16 protein-coding genes are annotated in these 15,326 nt (G+C 51.8%); 12 read left to right on the top strand and 4 right to left on the bottom strand.

Going from position 1 to position 15,326, the window contains the following annotated elements:
* Nucleotides 1–229: 229 nt before the first annotated feature.
* The 12 genes from rpsB to ABFD83_08040 all read left to right on the top strand — a co-directional run bounded on the left by rpsB (nt 230) and on the right by ABFD83_08040 (nt 11,434).
* Complete coding sequence (rpsB, locus tag ABFD83_08095) at nt 230–1,081, top strand: 30S ribosomal protein S2 (protein MEN6357026.1); 852 nt, start codon at nt 230–232, stop codon at nt 1,079–1,081.
* Between the two features lie 52 nt (nt 1,082–1,133).
* Nucleotides 1,134–2,003 (top strand): translation elongation factor Ts, encoded by an 870-nt coding sequence (tsf, locus tag ABFD83_08090; GenBank protein MEN6357025.1) that lies wholly within the window; start codon nt 1,134–1,136, stop codon nt 2,001–2,003.
* Complete coding sequence (gene pyrH, locus ABFD83_08085; GenBank protein MEN6357024.1) at nt 1,996–2,742, top strand: UMP kinase; 747 nt, start codon at nt 1,996–1,998, stop codon at nt 2,740–2,742. Before tsf ends, pyrH begins: the two co-directional genes overlap by 8 nt.
* Nucleotides 2,739–3,296 carry a ribosome recycling factor gene (gene frr, locus ABFD83_08080; GenBank protein ID MEN6357023.1) on the top strand — a complete coding sequence of 186 codons (558 nt, stop codon included), beginning with the start codon at nt 2,739–2,741 and terminating at the stop codon, nt 3,294–3,296. Before pyrH ends, frr begins: the two co-directional genes overlap by 4 nt.
* A gap of 112 nt (nt 3,297–3,408) precedes the next feature.
* Nucleotides 3,409–4,161 carry an isoprenyl transferase gene (locus ABFD83_08075; GenBank protein MEN6357022.1) on the top strand — a complete coding sequence of 251 codons (753 nt, stop codon included), beginning with the start codon at nt 3,409–3,411 and terminating at the stop codon, nt 4,159–4,161.
* Nucleotides 4,162–4,285: 124 nt separating this feature from the next.
* Nucleotides 4,286–5,455, top strand: a complete 1,170-nt coding sequence (locus tag ABFD83_08070; GenBank protein MEN6357021.1) for a 1-deoxy-D-xylulose-5-phosphate reductoisomerase — start codon at nt 4,286–4,288, stop codon at nt 5,453–5,455.
* Nucleotides 5,456–5,608: 153 nt separating this feature from the next.
* Nucleotides 5,609–6,907, top strand: coding sequence for an RIP metalloprotease RseP (gene rseP, locus ABFD83_08065; GenBank protein MEN6357020.1), 1,299 nt, complete (start codon nt 5,609–5,611; stop codon nt 6,905–6,907).
* Nucleotides 6,908–6,922: 15 nt separating this feature from the next.
* The gene (gene ispG, locus ABFD83_08060) at nt 6,923–7,981 is read left to right on the top strand and encodes a flavodoxin-dependent (E)-4-hydroxy-3-methylbut-2-enyl-diphosphate synthase (protein MEN6357019.1); all 1,059 of its coding nucleotides are present in this window, start codon (nt 6,923–6,925) and stop codon (nt 7,979–7,981) included.
* A 1-nt stretch (nt 7,982) separates the two neighbouring features.
* Nucleotides 7,983–8,435, top strand: a complete 453-nt coding sequence (locus ABFD83_08055) for an N-acetyltransferase (GenBank protein MEN6357018.1) — start codon at nt 7,983–7,985, stop codon at nt 8,433–8,435.
* Nucleotides 8,436–8,589: 154 nt separating this feature from the next.
* Nucleotides 8,590–10,335, top strand: a complete 1,746-nt coding sequence (locus tag ABFD83_08050; protein ID MEN6357017.1) for a proline--tRNA ligase — start codon at nt 8,590–8,592, stop codon at nt 10,333–10,335.
* Between the two features lie 50 nt (nt 10,336–10,385).
* Nucleotides 10,386–10,730, top strand: a complete 345-nt coding sequence (locus ABFD83_08045; GenBank protein MEN6357016.1) for a hypothetical protein — start codon at nt 10,386–10,388, stop codon at nt 10,728–10,730.
* A gap of 38 nt (nt 10,731–10,768) precedes the next feature.
* Nucleotides 10,769–11,434 carry an MgtC/SapB family protein gene (locus ABFD83_08040; protein ID MEN6357015.1) on the top strand — a complete coding sequence of 222 codons (666 nt, stop codon included), beginning with the start codon at nt 10,769–10,771 and terminating at the stop codon, nt 11,432–11,434.
* Here ABFD83_08040 and ABFD83_08035 read toward each other — a convergent pair whose 3' ends face one another.
* The 4 genes from ABFD83_08035 to ABFD83_08020 form a co-directional block, all read right to left on the bottom strand.
* Nucleotides 11,435–13,876, bottom strand: a complete 2,442-nt coding sequence (locus ABFD83_08035) for a glycosyl transferase family 36 (protein MEN6357014.1) — start codon at nt 13,874–13,876, stop codon at nt 11,435–11,437. It abuts the gene before it with no gap.
* On the bottom strand, nt 13,869–14,102 hold the full coding sequence (locus ABFD83_08030) for a BON domain-containing protein (GenBank protein ID MEN6357013.1): 234 nt from the start codon (nt 14,100–14,102) through the stop codon (nt 13,869–13,871). The genes ABFD83_08035 and ABFD83_08030 overlap by 8 nt, the downstream gene beginning before the upstream one ends.
* Before the next feature lie 159 nt (nt 14,103–14,261).
* The gene (locus ABFD83_08025) at nt 14,262–15,017 is read right to left on the bottom strand and encodes a hypothetical protein (protein ID MEN6357012.1); all 756 of its coding nucleotides are present in this window, start codon (nt 15,015–15,017) and stop codon (nt 14,262–14,264) included.
* Complete coding sequence (locus ABFD83_08020; GenBank protein MEN6357011.1) at nt 15,007–15,246, bottom strand: hypothetical protein; 240 nt, start codon at nt 15,244–15,246, stop codon at nt 15,007–15,009. Before ABFD83_08020 ends, ABFD83_08025 begins: the two co-directional genes overlap by 11 nt.
* Nucleotides 15,247–15,326 lie beyond the last annotated feature (80 nt).

Genomic DNA, 15,326 nt, shown 5'->3' with positions numbered 1-15,326 from the left:
GTCGTTCCGCACAGCATAATGTTGAAATTACCATTACTTTGGGATGCACCCGGCGATCCGGTTTGATCCGGCTCATTTTTATTGACGATAATCATCCATTTATGGTATGATTTCTGAGTTTGGCAAAACACACCGTTTCCGACTATGGGCGTGGGTGTTCCTGCGAATGCGGAATTGCGCCCTGGAATGACGAAACGGGAAGAAATTAACCTTACAGGAGGACACAAACTTGCCGGCAATTACAATGAAGGAACTGCTGGAGGCCGGTGTTCACTTCGGACACCGCACTCACCGATGGAACCCTAAGATGAAGAGATACATCTACGGGGGACGCAATGGAATCTACATTATCGATCTTCACCAAACCCTCAAGCTCTTTGAAGACGCACGAAAGTTTATCCAGGACGTTGCCGCGGAAGGCAAAACGATACTCTTCGTCGGAACAAAGAAGCAGGCGCAGGAAGCGGTGGAGTCTGCCGCAAAGCAGTGCGGGATGTATTATGTAAATCAGAGATGGCTGGGTGGAATGCTCACCAACTATCGCACGATCCAGACCCGTATCGCAAGACTCAGAGAACTCGAGAAGATGGAAGCCGATGGAATCTTTGAGCAGCTTACCAAGAAGGAAGCCGCCAAGCTCCGCGAGCAGAGAGACAAACTAGAGAGGTTCCTCGGCGGAATCAAAGATATGCCCAAACTCCCGGGCGCTATATATATTGTCGACCTGAAGAAAGAACGGATTGCTCTTCTTGAGGCTCGCAAGCTCGATATCCCGGTTGTGGCGATTGTCGATACCAACTGCGACCCCGATGAAGTCGACTATGTGATCCCCGGCAATGACGACGCTATTCGCGCCATCAAGCTTATTTCAAGCAAGCTGGCTGAAGCGATAGTTGAAGTAAAGCCGATTGAGGAAGAAGCCGAAGCAGTCGAGGAAGCAGCGCCTGAAGCCGGAGCAGAAGCCGAAGAGGGCGCGGAAAAGGAAGAAGCCGCAAGCGAAGGTGAAGAGAAAGTCTTCATTGATGCCGAAGGGCCGGCAGCCGAAGTAGAAGCATCGACAGAAGCCGCTAAAGAAGAGTAATTATCTGCTCCGTCGCACGGCGGAGCATCACATAATATTTGGAGAGTGTAACATGGCAATTACCGCCGATATGGTTAAGAAACTGAGAGAACAGACCGGCGCGGGCATGATGGACTGCAAGAAAGCGCTCACTGAAACAAACGGCGATTATGAGAAAGCGGTCACGCTGCTTCGGGAGAAGGGCATCGCAGTCGCTGCCAAGCGAGAAACCAAGAGCGCATCAGAAGGTTTGATAGGATGCTTCGTTGCATGTGATAATAAGACCGGCGCTATGGTCGAAATGAACTGCGAGACAACATTTGTCGCCAAGACGCCTGAGTTTGTTGATCTGGCGAAAGGACTGGCCAAATTCACGGCAGAGTCCGCCGATATAGCCGACCTCAATGCGCTATTGGAAAAACCATTCAAGGACGGCAGGCCCGTTAAGGACCTGGTCAATGAACTGATGGGCAAGATCGGTGAAAAACTGGCTGTGACCAGGCTCGTGCGACTTGCAACCGACGGTGTGATCGGCTCTTATGTGCATATGGGCGATCAGATCGGCGTGCTTGTTGAGCTTAAAGGCGCCGCAGTCTCCGATACAGCTCTAAACCTCGCCAAGGATGTTGCGATGCACATAGCCTGGGCAAACCCCGATTACATGAAGCGCGAGGATATCTCAGCCGACGCAATTGAGAAGGAGCGCGACGTTCACAGACAGTGGGCGATCAAAGAAGGTAAGCCTGAAAACATCGTCGAAAGGATCGTCGATGGACGGATGAAAGAGTTCTATTCCCGCGTATGCCTTCTGGAACAGCCTTTCATTAAAGACGAAGATCAGACTATCGAGGACCTGGTGAAGGCCGCCGCCAAGACGACGGGCGAAGATATAAAAATCGCCGGGTTCGCACGATATCGCGTTGGAGAGACTTCCGGTGACTGACTCTAAATCGAGTAAAGATCGAAAATGGACTCGAGTTCTACTTAAGCTGTCGGGGCAGGCATTTGCCGGCCCCCAAAAGCTGGGACTTTGCCCCGACACTATTGAAACCATTGCTGAAGGCATAAAGGAAGCACGCGAGTCCGGAGTCGAGATAGCGGTCGTGATAGGCGCGGGAAATATTATCCGCGGCGGATCGGCATCAAACAAGGGAATGGACCGCGCTACCGCCGACTATATGGGTATGCTCGGAACAGTCATCAATTCACTTGCTCTGCAGGATGCCCTTGAAAAAATAGGCGTGCACACTCGTGTTCAGACAGCTATCACGATGGCCGAAGTAGCTGAACCTTTCATACGCAGGCGCGCAATAAGGCACCTTGAAAAGGGCCGGGTCGTGATACTCGCGGCAGGCACCGGCAATCCGTTCTTTACGACCGACACCGCCGCATCACTGCGAGCACTCGAGATCAAGGCTGACGCCGTGCTTAAAGCGACAAACGTCGACGGTGTTTATACAAGCGATCCGCATAAGGACAAAGACGCGGTCAAATTCGATGAGGTCGGCTATATGGAAGCTATCAGCCGAAACCTCGGCATTATGGATTTGACTGCATTCACTCTGTGCATGGAGAACAACTTGCCCATAGTCGTATTTGATATAACCAAGCCCGGCAACATCGCAAAAGCCGCGCGTGGTGAGACAATCGGCACACTCATAAGGGGGAGGACGGACTCTTGACTGCAGAAGTAATTCAGGAAGCCGAGAGGCGCATGCAAAAGGCGGTTGAGGCCGCCGATCATGACTTTGCCACTTTGAGGACCGGCAGGGCCAATCCGATGCTACTGGATGGGATCAAAGTGGACTATTACGGAACGCCCACGCCGATCAACCAGTTGGCAGGGATAAGCGTTCCCGAGCCGAGACAACTGCTCATATCGCCGTGGGACCGCAATAGTCTTGACGCAATATCCAAGGCGATCCAAAGCTCTGATATCGGAATTACGCCGCAGAGCGACGGGCAGGTAATTCGTCTCAACATCCCGTATCTGACTGAAGAAAGACGCAACGATCTGATCAAGCAGCTTCACAAAAAGTCTGAGGACCACAAGATTGCGATCCGCAACATTCGCCGGGATGCAAACGAGCGTCTTAAGGCTCAGGAAAAGAAAGCTGAGATATCAGAGGACGATATGAAGCGTGAGCAGGAAAAGATTCAGAAACTCACCGACAAATATATCGTTGATGTCGATAAGCACACGGCGTCAAAAGAGGCTGAGTTGAAGGAAGTCTAGCCCTAAATCGAACAGACAGCAGGAATTTTTATAACAAAAACGCGAAAGGGCGAAAGCACGAAATAAAGCCTTTCGCGTTTTTTCTTTTATGACTAACATTGCGGAGGATAAATTGAGCCGCAAAACTTATACAGACTTGGACCCGGAGAGAATCCCCCAGCACATAGCCGTGATCATGGATGGAAACGGCAGATGGGCAAGACGCAGGGGTCTGCCTCGCCTTGAAGGCCACCGGCGGGGCTATAAGTCGTTAAAAAACTTCGTTATAAATGCGGCTGATTTCGGTGTAAAGGCCATTACGGCATATGCGTTTTCTTCCGAGAACTGGAAGCGGCCTGCCGATGAAGTCAGCGGGCTTATGAAGCTGATCAGATATGCCGCTAAGGCCGAGCTGAACTACATGAAAAAGGAAGGCGTCCGAATAATAGCAAGTGGGCGTTTCCATGAACTCCCACAGGAACTACAGGACCAGTTCAACGAGGATTTTGAAGAGACAAAAAATAACGAGCGCATCATCCTGAACATTGCCGTCAATTATGGTGGACGCAACGAGATTATTGATGCTGCAAAAGAAGCTGCAGCAATGGTCTCCGAGGGCAAGATTGCGGCAGATGATATAAATGAGAAACTCCTTACGAGCCTCATGTATCACCCCGAACTGCCTGACCCCGATCTCATGATACGAACGGCTGGCGAGATGCGTGTCAGTAATTTCCTACTGTGGGAGACTGCATACTCCGAGCTTTATGTCACTGATACACTCTGGCCTGACTTCTCGAAAGACGATCTCTATGACGCCATAAAGAGTTTCCAGAGCCGCACGCGCAAATTCGGTAAAGTGGTCGAGGAGAGAGTGGAGGGCTGAGAGTGGAAAGTGGAGAGCAGCTATGAGCGTAACGCAACCATTTTAATGATCGGGCGCGATATCTGATCGCGACCGAAAAAGAATCTCATGATTACGGATCGCATAAATTTTTTGGAGATAATGAATGATCAATACGCGACCAGTGCGTATATCGATATTGGGTTCGACAGGCTCTATTGGAACGCAGGTGCTGGATGTAGTGAGGCGGCTGGGTCCTGGAAGGGTCCGTGTCACAGGCCTCGGCGCGCAAAATAATGCCGACCTGCTCATCTCGCAGGCTCTCGAGTTTATGCCTAAGATGGTCTGCATCGGTAATGGTGACGCAAAAAGCAGGGTCGAATCTATTCTCAGTGAAACTGATATCAAGGTCTGCTCGGGTCCCGGCGGCTTTGATGAGCTTGCCGTGGAACCGGAAACTGATAGAATAGTTATATCCGTAGCCGGGACGCCGGGGCTATCCCCTACCCTTAAAGCAATCGAAGCGGGCAAGGATGTGGCTCTGGCGAGCAAAGAGGTGCTGGTGGCAGCCGGCCATCTGGTGATGGAAGCTGTATCTCGTAGGGGTGTGGCTCTGCTGCCTATAGACAGTGAGCACTCGGCTATTTTCCAGTGCCTTAATGGCGAGGACCGTAAAAGCATCGAGAAAATATATCTGACTGCTTCGGGCGGGGCTTTTAGAGATAAGCCTAAGTCCGAGTTGGCTGACGTGAGCGCCGAGCAGGCTCTCGCCCACCCTACATGGAAGATGGGCAAGAAGGTGACGGTCGATTCAGCCACGCTGATGAACAAGGGTTTGGAGATAATCGAGGCGAAGTGGCTCTTCGGTGTTGAAGCCGACAGGATTCAGGTCGTGATCCACCCGACCAGCATAGTACACTCGATGGTGCGATACTGTGATGGATCTATTATCGCGCAGTTGGGGTTGCCTGATATGAGGCTGCCGATCCAGTATGCCCTGCTCTACCCGCAGCGGGTCGACTCAAAGCTGCCGAGGCTGGACATCCTGGAAGCCGGGACATTGAGCTTCGGCAAAGTAGATATGGACAAGTTTGAGTGCCTTGCGCTTGCGATGGAAGCAGCTAAAGTCGGAGGCACGCTGGCTGTCGTGATGAATGCTGCTGATGAGGTGGCTGTCGATCTGTTCCTTAAAGGCAGGATCGGCTTTTTAGATATAGCAAAAATCGTTCGGCAAGCAATGGAGAGTCATACATCCAAGCCGTCGCCATCACTTGAAGAGATATACGAGGTAGATTCAGAGACAAGACGCAAAGTAACAGAGACTGCGGGAACTTAAATATACAGATGATTCGAAAGCTGTTCGTCGGCGTCAATATTAACTCAGGTTTGCGAGTGATTCCGAAAAGGTTAGTCAGCATCGCATATTGAACGCGCAAAAGCAATAATCAATATAATATACTAATTACTAAATCTTTCTGGGGAGTCTGATTTGATAATTCAAACGGCTATAGCGCTGGTTTTCTTATTTGCAATATTGGTGATGTTTCATGAGCTGGGTCACTTCACTGTTGCCCGGCTTGTCGGAATTCGCGTAGATGAGTTCGCATTCGGCTTTGGTCCGAAGCTGATTACGCTTATTAAGCGCGGCGCCACGGAATATACGATTCATCCATTTCCATTGGGCGGGTTTGTGAAGCTTGCCGGTATGGAACCGGGTGAGGAAGATATAGCGGATGGTTTTCAAGCGCAGGCTATATGGAAGCGTGCGCTGGTGATCTTCGCAGGGCCGTTCGCCAGCTTCGTGCTTGCAGTAATCGTGTTTGTGACTATGGGCGTATTCTGGGGATTCCCGACCGGCAACACAGAAAACAAGGTCGCTATGGTTAATCCTCAATCAGTGGCTGCCAAAATCGGCATCCGCACGGGAGACCGAATACTCGCCATCGATCAGAAACCCGTTAAGGGCGGCAAGGATATGACCAAGCTCATCCACGATAACCCCGGCAAGAAGTTGACTCTGACCGTTATGCGCAACGGAAAAACCTTTACAAAATCTGCTGCCCCGCGATGGACGATAATCTATCTCAATGCAATGTGGTCATTTCCTGAGGGCAAGCAGGGCACCGTAGATGCAGTCGCGGACAAGTCGGCTGCGCAAAAAGCAGGTATTCAAGAGGATGACAAGATCATCTCTGTAAATGGCAATAAGATCAGAGACGGCGCTGGTTTTGCAAATACTGTAAAGCATCTCGGCACCAAACAAGCAAGGCTTGAGATAGACAGAAATGGCAAGACCATTACGCTGACTGCAAAGCCGATCAGTAAATCGGAAAAGTTTATGGCGATAGGCCTACTAGGGTTTGTGCCCGAACAGACGCTTAAAAAGGCGGGCTTTATAGAATCTGCAACCAATGGCCTTATCCTCACAAAGGATATTGTTGTGGAGATCGTTCAGTCTCTTACCAGCAAAAAAATAGCTGAGAATATCGGTGGTCCCGTGCTTATCGCCAAGATAACACAGTCATCTGTGGCACGCGGTCCATATTCGCTGGTACAATTGCTGGGCATGCTGAGTATGAGCCTTGCCGTCATAAACCTGGTCCCCATCCCTGTAGTTGATGGCGGTCATCTGGCGATACTTGCGGTTGAAGCAGTGCGCAGAAAACGCCTCACGCGTGAGCAGATGCAGACAGTGACCATGATCGGCTTATTTATTATCGCAGCGATATTCGTGACTGTAATCTGGTCGGACCTGTCCAAGATATCCCAGGGTCTGGTGCCGCAGTAGAGTGGAGAGTTGAGAGTGGAGAGTAAAGAGCTGAGAAGGCTGACGCGAAAGGTTAAGGTCGGCGGCGTAGAGATAGGCGGCGGCGCGCCTGTATCGATCCAGTCCATGGCCAACACGCCGACAGCAGATGTAGAAGCCACTGTGGCTCAGATCAAGCGCCTTGAGGCAGCCGGATGCGATATTATTCGGGCTGCGGTGCCAAACAGCGAGGCGGCGGCGGCTCTGGGCAAGATCAAGCAATCTATCTCCATTCCACTGGTCGCCGACATTCATTTTGACTATAAACTTGCGCTTGCAAGTTTGGATGCAGGTGTCGACAAGCTGCGGATCAACCCGGGCAATATCGGTTCGACAGACCGCGTAGAAGCCGTCGCAAAAGCCGCAAAGGAACACGGAGTCCCCATAAGGATAGGCGTGAATGCGGGATCGATAGACCGCAAGCGCTACGGAGTACCTACGCCCGAAGCCTTGGTTGAGAGCGGACTTGACGAAGTGCAGGTTCTTGAAAAGCTCGGGTTTGAAGATATTGTGCTCTCGCTCAAAGCGTTCGATGTTCCGATGATGATCCGCGCATACGAACTGGCAAGCAAGAGATGTGATTACCCGCTCCACCTGGGCGTCACTGAGGCAGGGCTGGCCTGGGAAGGCACGATAAGAAGCTCGGTAGGAATCGGGACGCTGCTTGCCGAAGGAATCGGGGATACGATCCGTGTGTCTCTAACCGGCGACCCGGTGGAGGAAGTCAAGGTTGGGATTGAAATCTTGAACAGCCTTGGACTAAGGAGAAAGCCGTTTACTATTGTATCGTGCCCTACATGCGGGCGCTGCGCAATAGATTTATCTGATATCGCGGACAAAGTTAGGCAGCGGCTGGAGGCTAATCCACCGTCTAAGCCGATAACTGTCGCGGTTATGGGATGCATTGTAAACGGTCCTGGTGAAGCATCATTGGCCGATGTTGGGATTGCGGGCGGCAGAGGTTCGGGCGTGCTCTTTGCAAAAGGCGAAATGCTTCGGAGCGTGCCGGAAGACAAGCTCGTTGATGAGCTTATCAAAGAAGTGGAGAAACTCTAAATTGATTAGAAGAGCAAAGGTCTCAGATGTAGCCGAACTGCAGAGGCTGATCAATCAGTTCGCAGACAGGAGCGAGATGCTGCCACGCTCGCTCAATGCGATCTACGAAAACATACGCGATTTTGTGGTTATTGAATCCGCCGACGAACGTATACTTGGCTGCTGCGCGCTGCATATCACATGGGGAGACCTTGCCGAAGTCCGTTCACTTGCGGTTGAGCCGGATGTCCAAAGCAAGGGCTATGGCAGGTTGCTTGTTCAGGAATGTCTGGACGATGCGCGGCAGATGGGCGTACCGAAGGTTTTTGCGCTGACATACGTGCCGGGTTTTTTTGAGAAGATGGGATTTTCACGAGTAGATAAGGGCACACTGCCGCAAAAGATATGGTCGGACTGCATTAACTGCCCAAAGTTTCCGGACTGCGGCGAAGAAGCGGTGGCAATCGAATTCTGAATAAGGTTTCGGGGTTCGGAGACCCCGTCCGGCATCGAGGTGACGATTCGGAGATCGTCACCCATCAACGGAGTTGTGAGTTATGAGTTTAGAGTTACGTGTCAATCACAGCAACCCATAACTCATAACCCATAAACACATAACAGAGGATAATATGCGAGCATCTAATTTATTCTTTCCAACTTTAAGAGAGGTTCCCGCCGAGGCGCAGATGGCAAGCCACAGGCTGCTGCTGCGCGGCGGGTTTATACGCAATGTGGCGGCGGGGATATACGACTATCTGCCGCTGGGATATAAGGTTATCAAGAAGATCGAGAAGATCGTGCGCGAGGAGATGGACGAACAGGGCGCGCAGGAACTGCTTATGCCCACAATGGTCCCGGCTGAACTCTATCAGGAGGGCGGCAGATGGGACCTGGACGTGCTGTTCCGGTTCAAGGACAGAAACGCTCGCGATTACTCGATGGGTTTCACGCACGAGGAAGTGATAACGGATATAGTGCGGCGGGATGTGCGCAGCTATCGTGAACTGCCGCTCAATCTCTATCAGATACAGACCAAGGGCAGAGACGAACCGAGGCCGCGCGGCGGAGTTGTGCGCGGGCGCGAGTTTATAATGCTCGACTCATACAGTTTCGACCGCAGTTGGGACGACCTGGACCGCGCATATGACAAGATGTATGTCGCGTTCTCAAGAATCATCGCGCGCTGCGGACTTGACGCGGCGGTGGTCGAAGCCGACTCGGGGGCAATCGGCGGCAAGGACAGCCAGGAGTACACGGTTATCTGCGACGCCGGTGAAGATACACTTTTGATCTGCGAGTCCTGCGGATATGGCGCGAATGCCGAGAAGTGTGAGATAGGTGAGCGGTCAATTAAGAAATCGGATGAGGAGCTGTTGGCTCTCGAACTGGTCGATACGCCAAACACTCGCACGATAGAACAGGTGACTTCATTTCTGAAGAAATCGCCCAAAAAGCTGGTCAAGACTCTCATATACAAGGCAGACGGTGAAGTTATAGCGGCTCTTGTGCGCGGCGACAGGGAGATAAACGAGCCCAAGCTGCGAAACGCTCTGGGAGTGAAGTCCGTTGAGATGGCCGATCCTGAGACTATTATAAAGCTCACCGGCGCTGAAGTCGGGTTCGCGGGGCCTGTCGGGCTTAAAGATGTAAAGATAATTGCAGACCTTGAGGTCGAAGGTATGGCAAACTTCGTGGTGGGCGGAAATAAGACTGACGCGCATTACGTCAATGCCAACCTTGGAAGAGATTTCGTGGTGACACAGTTCGCCGATATTCGGGTAGCATCCAAGGGTGATCCGTGTCCAAAGTGCAATGGCACTCTCAAGACTGAGCGCGGCATGGAGGTCGGGCATATTTTCAAGCTCGGGACTCGCTACTCAGAGACGATGGGCGCAAAGTTCCTGGATGACGACGGCAAAGAGAAGCCGTTTATCATGGGCTGCTACGGGATGGGGGTCAGTCGAATGCTGGCCGCAATTCCCGAAACTCACAACGACAAGGACGGCATCATCTGGCCGATAAGCGTTGCGCCTTTTGAGGTGGCTGTGATCCTGCTTAATGCGGATGACGAAGCCCAGTGCAATGCAGCCACACGTTTGTATGAGGAGCTTCAGGAAAGCGGCGTGGACGTGTTGCTGGATGAACGCGATGAGCGGCCCGGTGTAAAGTTTAAGGACGCCGATCTGATGGGCGCGCCGATTCATGTTGTGGCAGGCCGGCTGGCATCTGAAGGCAAGGTAGAGATCAGCCTGAGATCGACCAAAAATAAGGAAGAGGTCTCTCTTGACGAGGCCACCGCGCGTGTATTGGAACTGCGCAGCACGCTCTACCAGGAACTGGAAGAGAAAGCGCAGTCGGCTGCGGTGAAGGGATAAGATTACTCGATTAGTTAACGTACTGCGGGAACTTACGCTTGTGGTATGTGATGAGCAAGATCGTAACGTCGTTCCCGCAGCATAAAAATTGCTGCCGAAGCAACTCAAGTGCATGTCATTCCCAGCTTGACTGGGAATCCAGGAACCTGCGTTCAGATGAGAGCTTCGGTGTCTGGATTTCCGCTTTCGCGGGAATGACACAGACTTATTTCGCTTTAGTTTGGGATGCAACCAATACAACTCGATTAGTTTACATGCTGCGGGAACTTACGCTTGTGTTATTTGATGAGCAAGATAGTAATGTCATTCCCGCAGCATACAAAAAACCTGGTTTCCTGGTGGAGTCCAGAGGCAAAGCCTTTGGTGGGGGATTGGGGGCAAAGCCCCCATATTAAGTTCCCGTAGATTTGGCATACACCCGCGATTTGAGGTCATGATGCACAATCTGACACTTTGGGATATGACTTTCAGGCTCATAATATCATTGCTGCTGGGAGCAATGATAGGAATGGAGCGCGAAACCCATGGACGTCCGGCTGGACTGCGCACGCATATACTGGTCTGCTTCGGTTCCACGCTCTTCACCCTGGCATCATATCAGATTGCGGGAAAGATGTATGATCCGGCAAGGGTTACTGCGCAGATTGTGACCGGCGTCGGTTTCCTGGGAGCGGGGACTATTATCCATCAGGGAAGCGTTATCAGGGGGCTTACGACCGCGGCCAGCATATGGACAGTCGCTGCAATCGGTGTCGCTGCCGGGATCGGCGGCGACATGCTGTATCTTGCGGCTATTGCGAGTTTGCTGGCATTCGTTGTGCTGAGCCTGATAGCTCCCCTTGAAAAGCTATTGACGTCACACAAGGATGAGCGGACGCTGACAATTCTTACATCGCATGCGCAGGAGGATATCAGCGATATACTCTCGATCCTCTCAAAGCATGGCATACGCGTGCGAATGCTCAACCGCGAGGATGACACGGATGGTGGCGGGTTCATGATCGCGTTCAAGCTTCGCGCTCCGGCAGCATTTGATGAGATAGCATTTGACAGTGACCTTGCAAATGTCAAAAATATAGTCAACTACAGATGGGACTGATCATTCAGTCGATACACTGATCTCTTCGGATATTATCTCAGCCGTCATCTCAATCTGAACTGTGGGTTCCCCCATAACAACACGTATCTGATGCGTTTCGCCGCCGGGAAATATCGGCAGAAGATAAGAATCGTGGCTCATGCCGTCGACGTATATCTCCTTCACGCCGTGCGATACATGCTCGGGGTTTTCGACAGTCACTTCATATGTCGCCCGTCTGAACCGCCGGACAACTCTATACGAATCCCATTCAGATGGTATGCACGGATCGATCATCAGACCCCTTATCTCCGCACGAACGCCAAGTATCCAGTCGAGAGCGACTTTCCACATCCACGCAGCGGCGCCGGTCATCCAACTGAACTCACCCTGGCCGTAGTATTTTGAATCGGGACCATGGATATATTCGCAATACACATACGGATCGACCTTATATGTGTTTTCATCCTGCTCGCCGCGGTGGACGAACGAGACTTCTTTCCAATACTCATAAGCCTGATCGCCCCTGCCGAGAATACACTCCGCCATTATTGCCCACGCAACGGGATGGCAAAAGACAGTGCCGTTTTCTTTTGTGCCTGGAGCAAAGCGCGTTATAATTCCAAGTTTCGGGTCGGGCTGACGATAGGCGGGCAGGAACAATGCCGGGCCGTATGGAGTGTTCAGGTGCTTGCATACTGAGTTCATACAGCGCAGAGCGCGGTTTTTAGGCGCTGCAGTTCCAATAATCATCCAGGACTGCGCGTTTATATATATGCGGCCCTCGATATTTCGCGACGAACCGAACGCCTCGCCGTCATCACGCGTGCCTCTGATATACCATTCACCGTCCCACAGATGCAGGTTGATATTTCTTATAAGCTTGTCTCTTTCTTCCACATATTTCTGAGCCTGCGCATCGCTGCCTACAAACCACATCAGCGCAGCCACTTCACGGAGCATCCAAGCTAGATGCGCCGCCACCATGGCGCTCTCGCCGCGTCCCTGCCTGCCGACATAGTCCAGGCCGTCGTTCCAATCGGCTGCCATAATTAGAGGAATGCCGCGCTCGCTCATATGGTCCAGAGTATAGTCAATTGCTCTGAGCACATGCATGCGGACGGTCTCTGAGCCGCTGTCGTAGTATTTGACGGCCTCGTCAAGAAACATCAGGTCGCCCGACTCTTTCAGATACTCCATCACACCGAGCACCAGCCACATCGGGTCGTCGGAGTGGCCCGTCTTTACACCGATGTTGGTGAGAGGGTCCCAGTTGTGCAGAGTGCTGCCGTCAGGAAACTGGTGTTCGAGCATATAAATTACGCGCTCTCTGGCCCAGGCAAGATCATTTGGAAGAATAGCAAGCATGTCCTGCCAACTGTCTCGGAATCCGATGATCGAACCGCCGCCGACATAATACGAGTCCATCCTGGTCCACCGCGATGTCACCCAGGCCTGATACTTATTCCAGATGTTGAACGACAGATTGAACTCGCGGCTGGGGGTTTCGGCGTTTGTCCGGCCAAGATAGCCCTCCCAGTAGCGGTTTACTTCGGCAAGACCACGCTCGGCTTCATCCCACTCATTATACCTGTCACGAAGGCTCCAGGCGGCTTCCTTGTGAAAGACCACGCCCACCAGAACATTGAACTTCGCCTCCTCGCCGGGCTCAAGGACAAACCTGTGCTGCAGCGAGGCCATTATATCCCGGCCAAGACCCTGACTGTTGCGAAGCTGCCCCTCCTCTATTGCACGAGGGTTCGAGTAGTTGTGATACATTCCCATAAACTCTTCTTCAAAGCAGTCATGCGCCTCCACGAGCGCGCTGGATGTCATAAATGCCCATTTATCCCACCTTGCATTCGGATTGGCAGTCGAGCCCGAGGTTATGTTCCAGTAGCGGATGCTGACAAAGATCGTGCTGTCTTCGACGCTTGCTTCATTGAACAGTATTGAGAAATTGGATTCAGTAGCATTGAATATATAGTTTGCCAGGTCCCATTTGACGTATGGAAATGCCTGGATTTCGCGTTTCTTGTCCGAGATATTCTTGATGGACACCATCCATACCTCGATATCATCGCGCGGGGGCACGTAGTATGTAATGCTGCTCTCGACGCCATGGCTCGATCGGACGATTTGCGTATATCCTATGCCATGGCGCGCTTCGAAGTTCGAGGTGTCGTCACAAACCGGCTGCCAGTTTGCGGTCCAATACTCTCCCGTCTCGGCATCCCTCAAATAGACATATCTGCCGGGTCTGTCCTGCAGGACAACGGTCTGCGGGAACTCGCGGGTCACGCGGTTATAGCCGGAGGTCTCAAAGAACGAATGCCCGCCGCCTGTCTGCGAACATATGGCGCAATAACGGCCGTTGGTAAGATAGTTTGCCCATGGGCGCGGCGTATCGGGGCGAGTAATTATGTATTCCCTGCCGTCCTCGGAGAAGTGTCCGTCACTCATTCGGCGCCTCTTTTACCCGTAGTTCTTCTACAATGACCTGCCGGGTGCCTGCGACACCGCCTGCGACCAGGTGAGCAAGGTTCTTATCTTCCTCGGTATCGACTATGCCCTTGAGGAATACATCGCCGTTTGCCACTCGCACCGCTATCGCCTGACCGGCCAGACGTTTGTCCTGGTTTATCGCATTGTTGACAAGCCCAGCAAGTACTTCATCTTGAAGTGTCACGCCGCACCCCCATCCCAGTCAAAAAGTTTGAAAGTATGAAAGTCAAAAAGCCGGTAATAATTCGGCGCACAAACCTGCTATTTGTAGAACTTTTTGACTCTATAACATTTTGACTTTAGGATAGTTTTTCCCCAAGGCGAGGGGCGTGAAACAGCGTGACTATGGGGTGATCGAACGTGCAATACGCTCGATCATATCTGCGGGAAGGTCGGCGACGACAGTGTAGCGCCCAGTGGAGTAGATTGTCCCCTGCCCCCAGTCGAGTGCTTTATTCTTCCTGCAGGCGGACTTGTCAGATGTGGTTATGGTGATTGTGTAGAGGCCATCGGAGTAGACCAGAGTGCCTTTGTCAGCGCTTGTCGGCACGAAACCATGCAGCATATATGACGGCCTGGGTATATCGCACTTTGCGATATGATTTGTTCTCTCGGCATTTGTTTCGCGCATGGGTTCGCTGTCAAATGAAATAGATATGGTCTTCATGGAGCGTTTGATGACATTGTAGGCTGTCCAATCACGTGACGCAAGCACAACAAATTTTGTTTTGTCGACCCAGATCTGCTTCCACGGCATGTGCTTGAGCTTTGGCTTTAATCGAAGCACCCATGCATCTCGCCCGGCGATGCGATACTGCCCTTCGACAAGAGGAATATAGTTGCGGAATATTTGTGACTCCAGTTTGGCGTCCGTCGAGGCTGTCCGGCAATCGTTTTTAACATGTATAGTGGAGCGGATATTGCTGCCGAGCATTACGCTCGTATGCTCCTGCACAGCCGTATATTCTACGCTGCGCTGGGCAAGAAGGACCTTGTGAAGCAACGCATTACCGTTTACGCGCGGTGGATACGGATAGATTATGATGCCGAGCGCGAGCACAGCAGCCGCAATCAGCGGTATTTTGAGCTTACTTATCATCTTTGCTCACGCTGATATTGGTCTCGCCGAACAATGGGTTATGCGACTCGTAAGCCAGATGTTCTATTACGATACTTCTGACAGAGGCATCCGCAACCGGCAGTTTAGGTTCGGTCCCGCTGTCATTTATAGCAAAGACTGCCCACAGCGCTACGGCAAGAGTCCATACACATAATGCAATCTTCCTTGTGCGACGCTGTGATTTTGATTCATTTTTAACCGGACCCAAAATAGCCTCCAGTGACCTACTGCCACGGCAATTATATGAGCTTATGGTTCAAGCTGTCAATCTCACAGAGATAGTGAGCG

The sequence above is a fragment of the Armatimonadota bacterium genome (genome assembly GCA_039679645.1).
In the GTDB taxonomy this organism is placed as follows: Bacteria; Armatimonadota; UBA5829; order UBA5829; family UBA5829; genus UBA5829.
The sequence above is the reverse complement of the archived record's forward strand: the minus strand, read 5'-3'. Positions and strand labels throughout refer to the sequence as shown.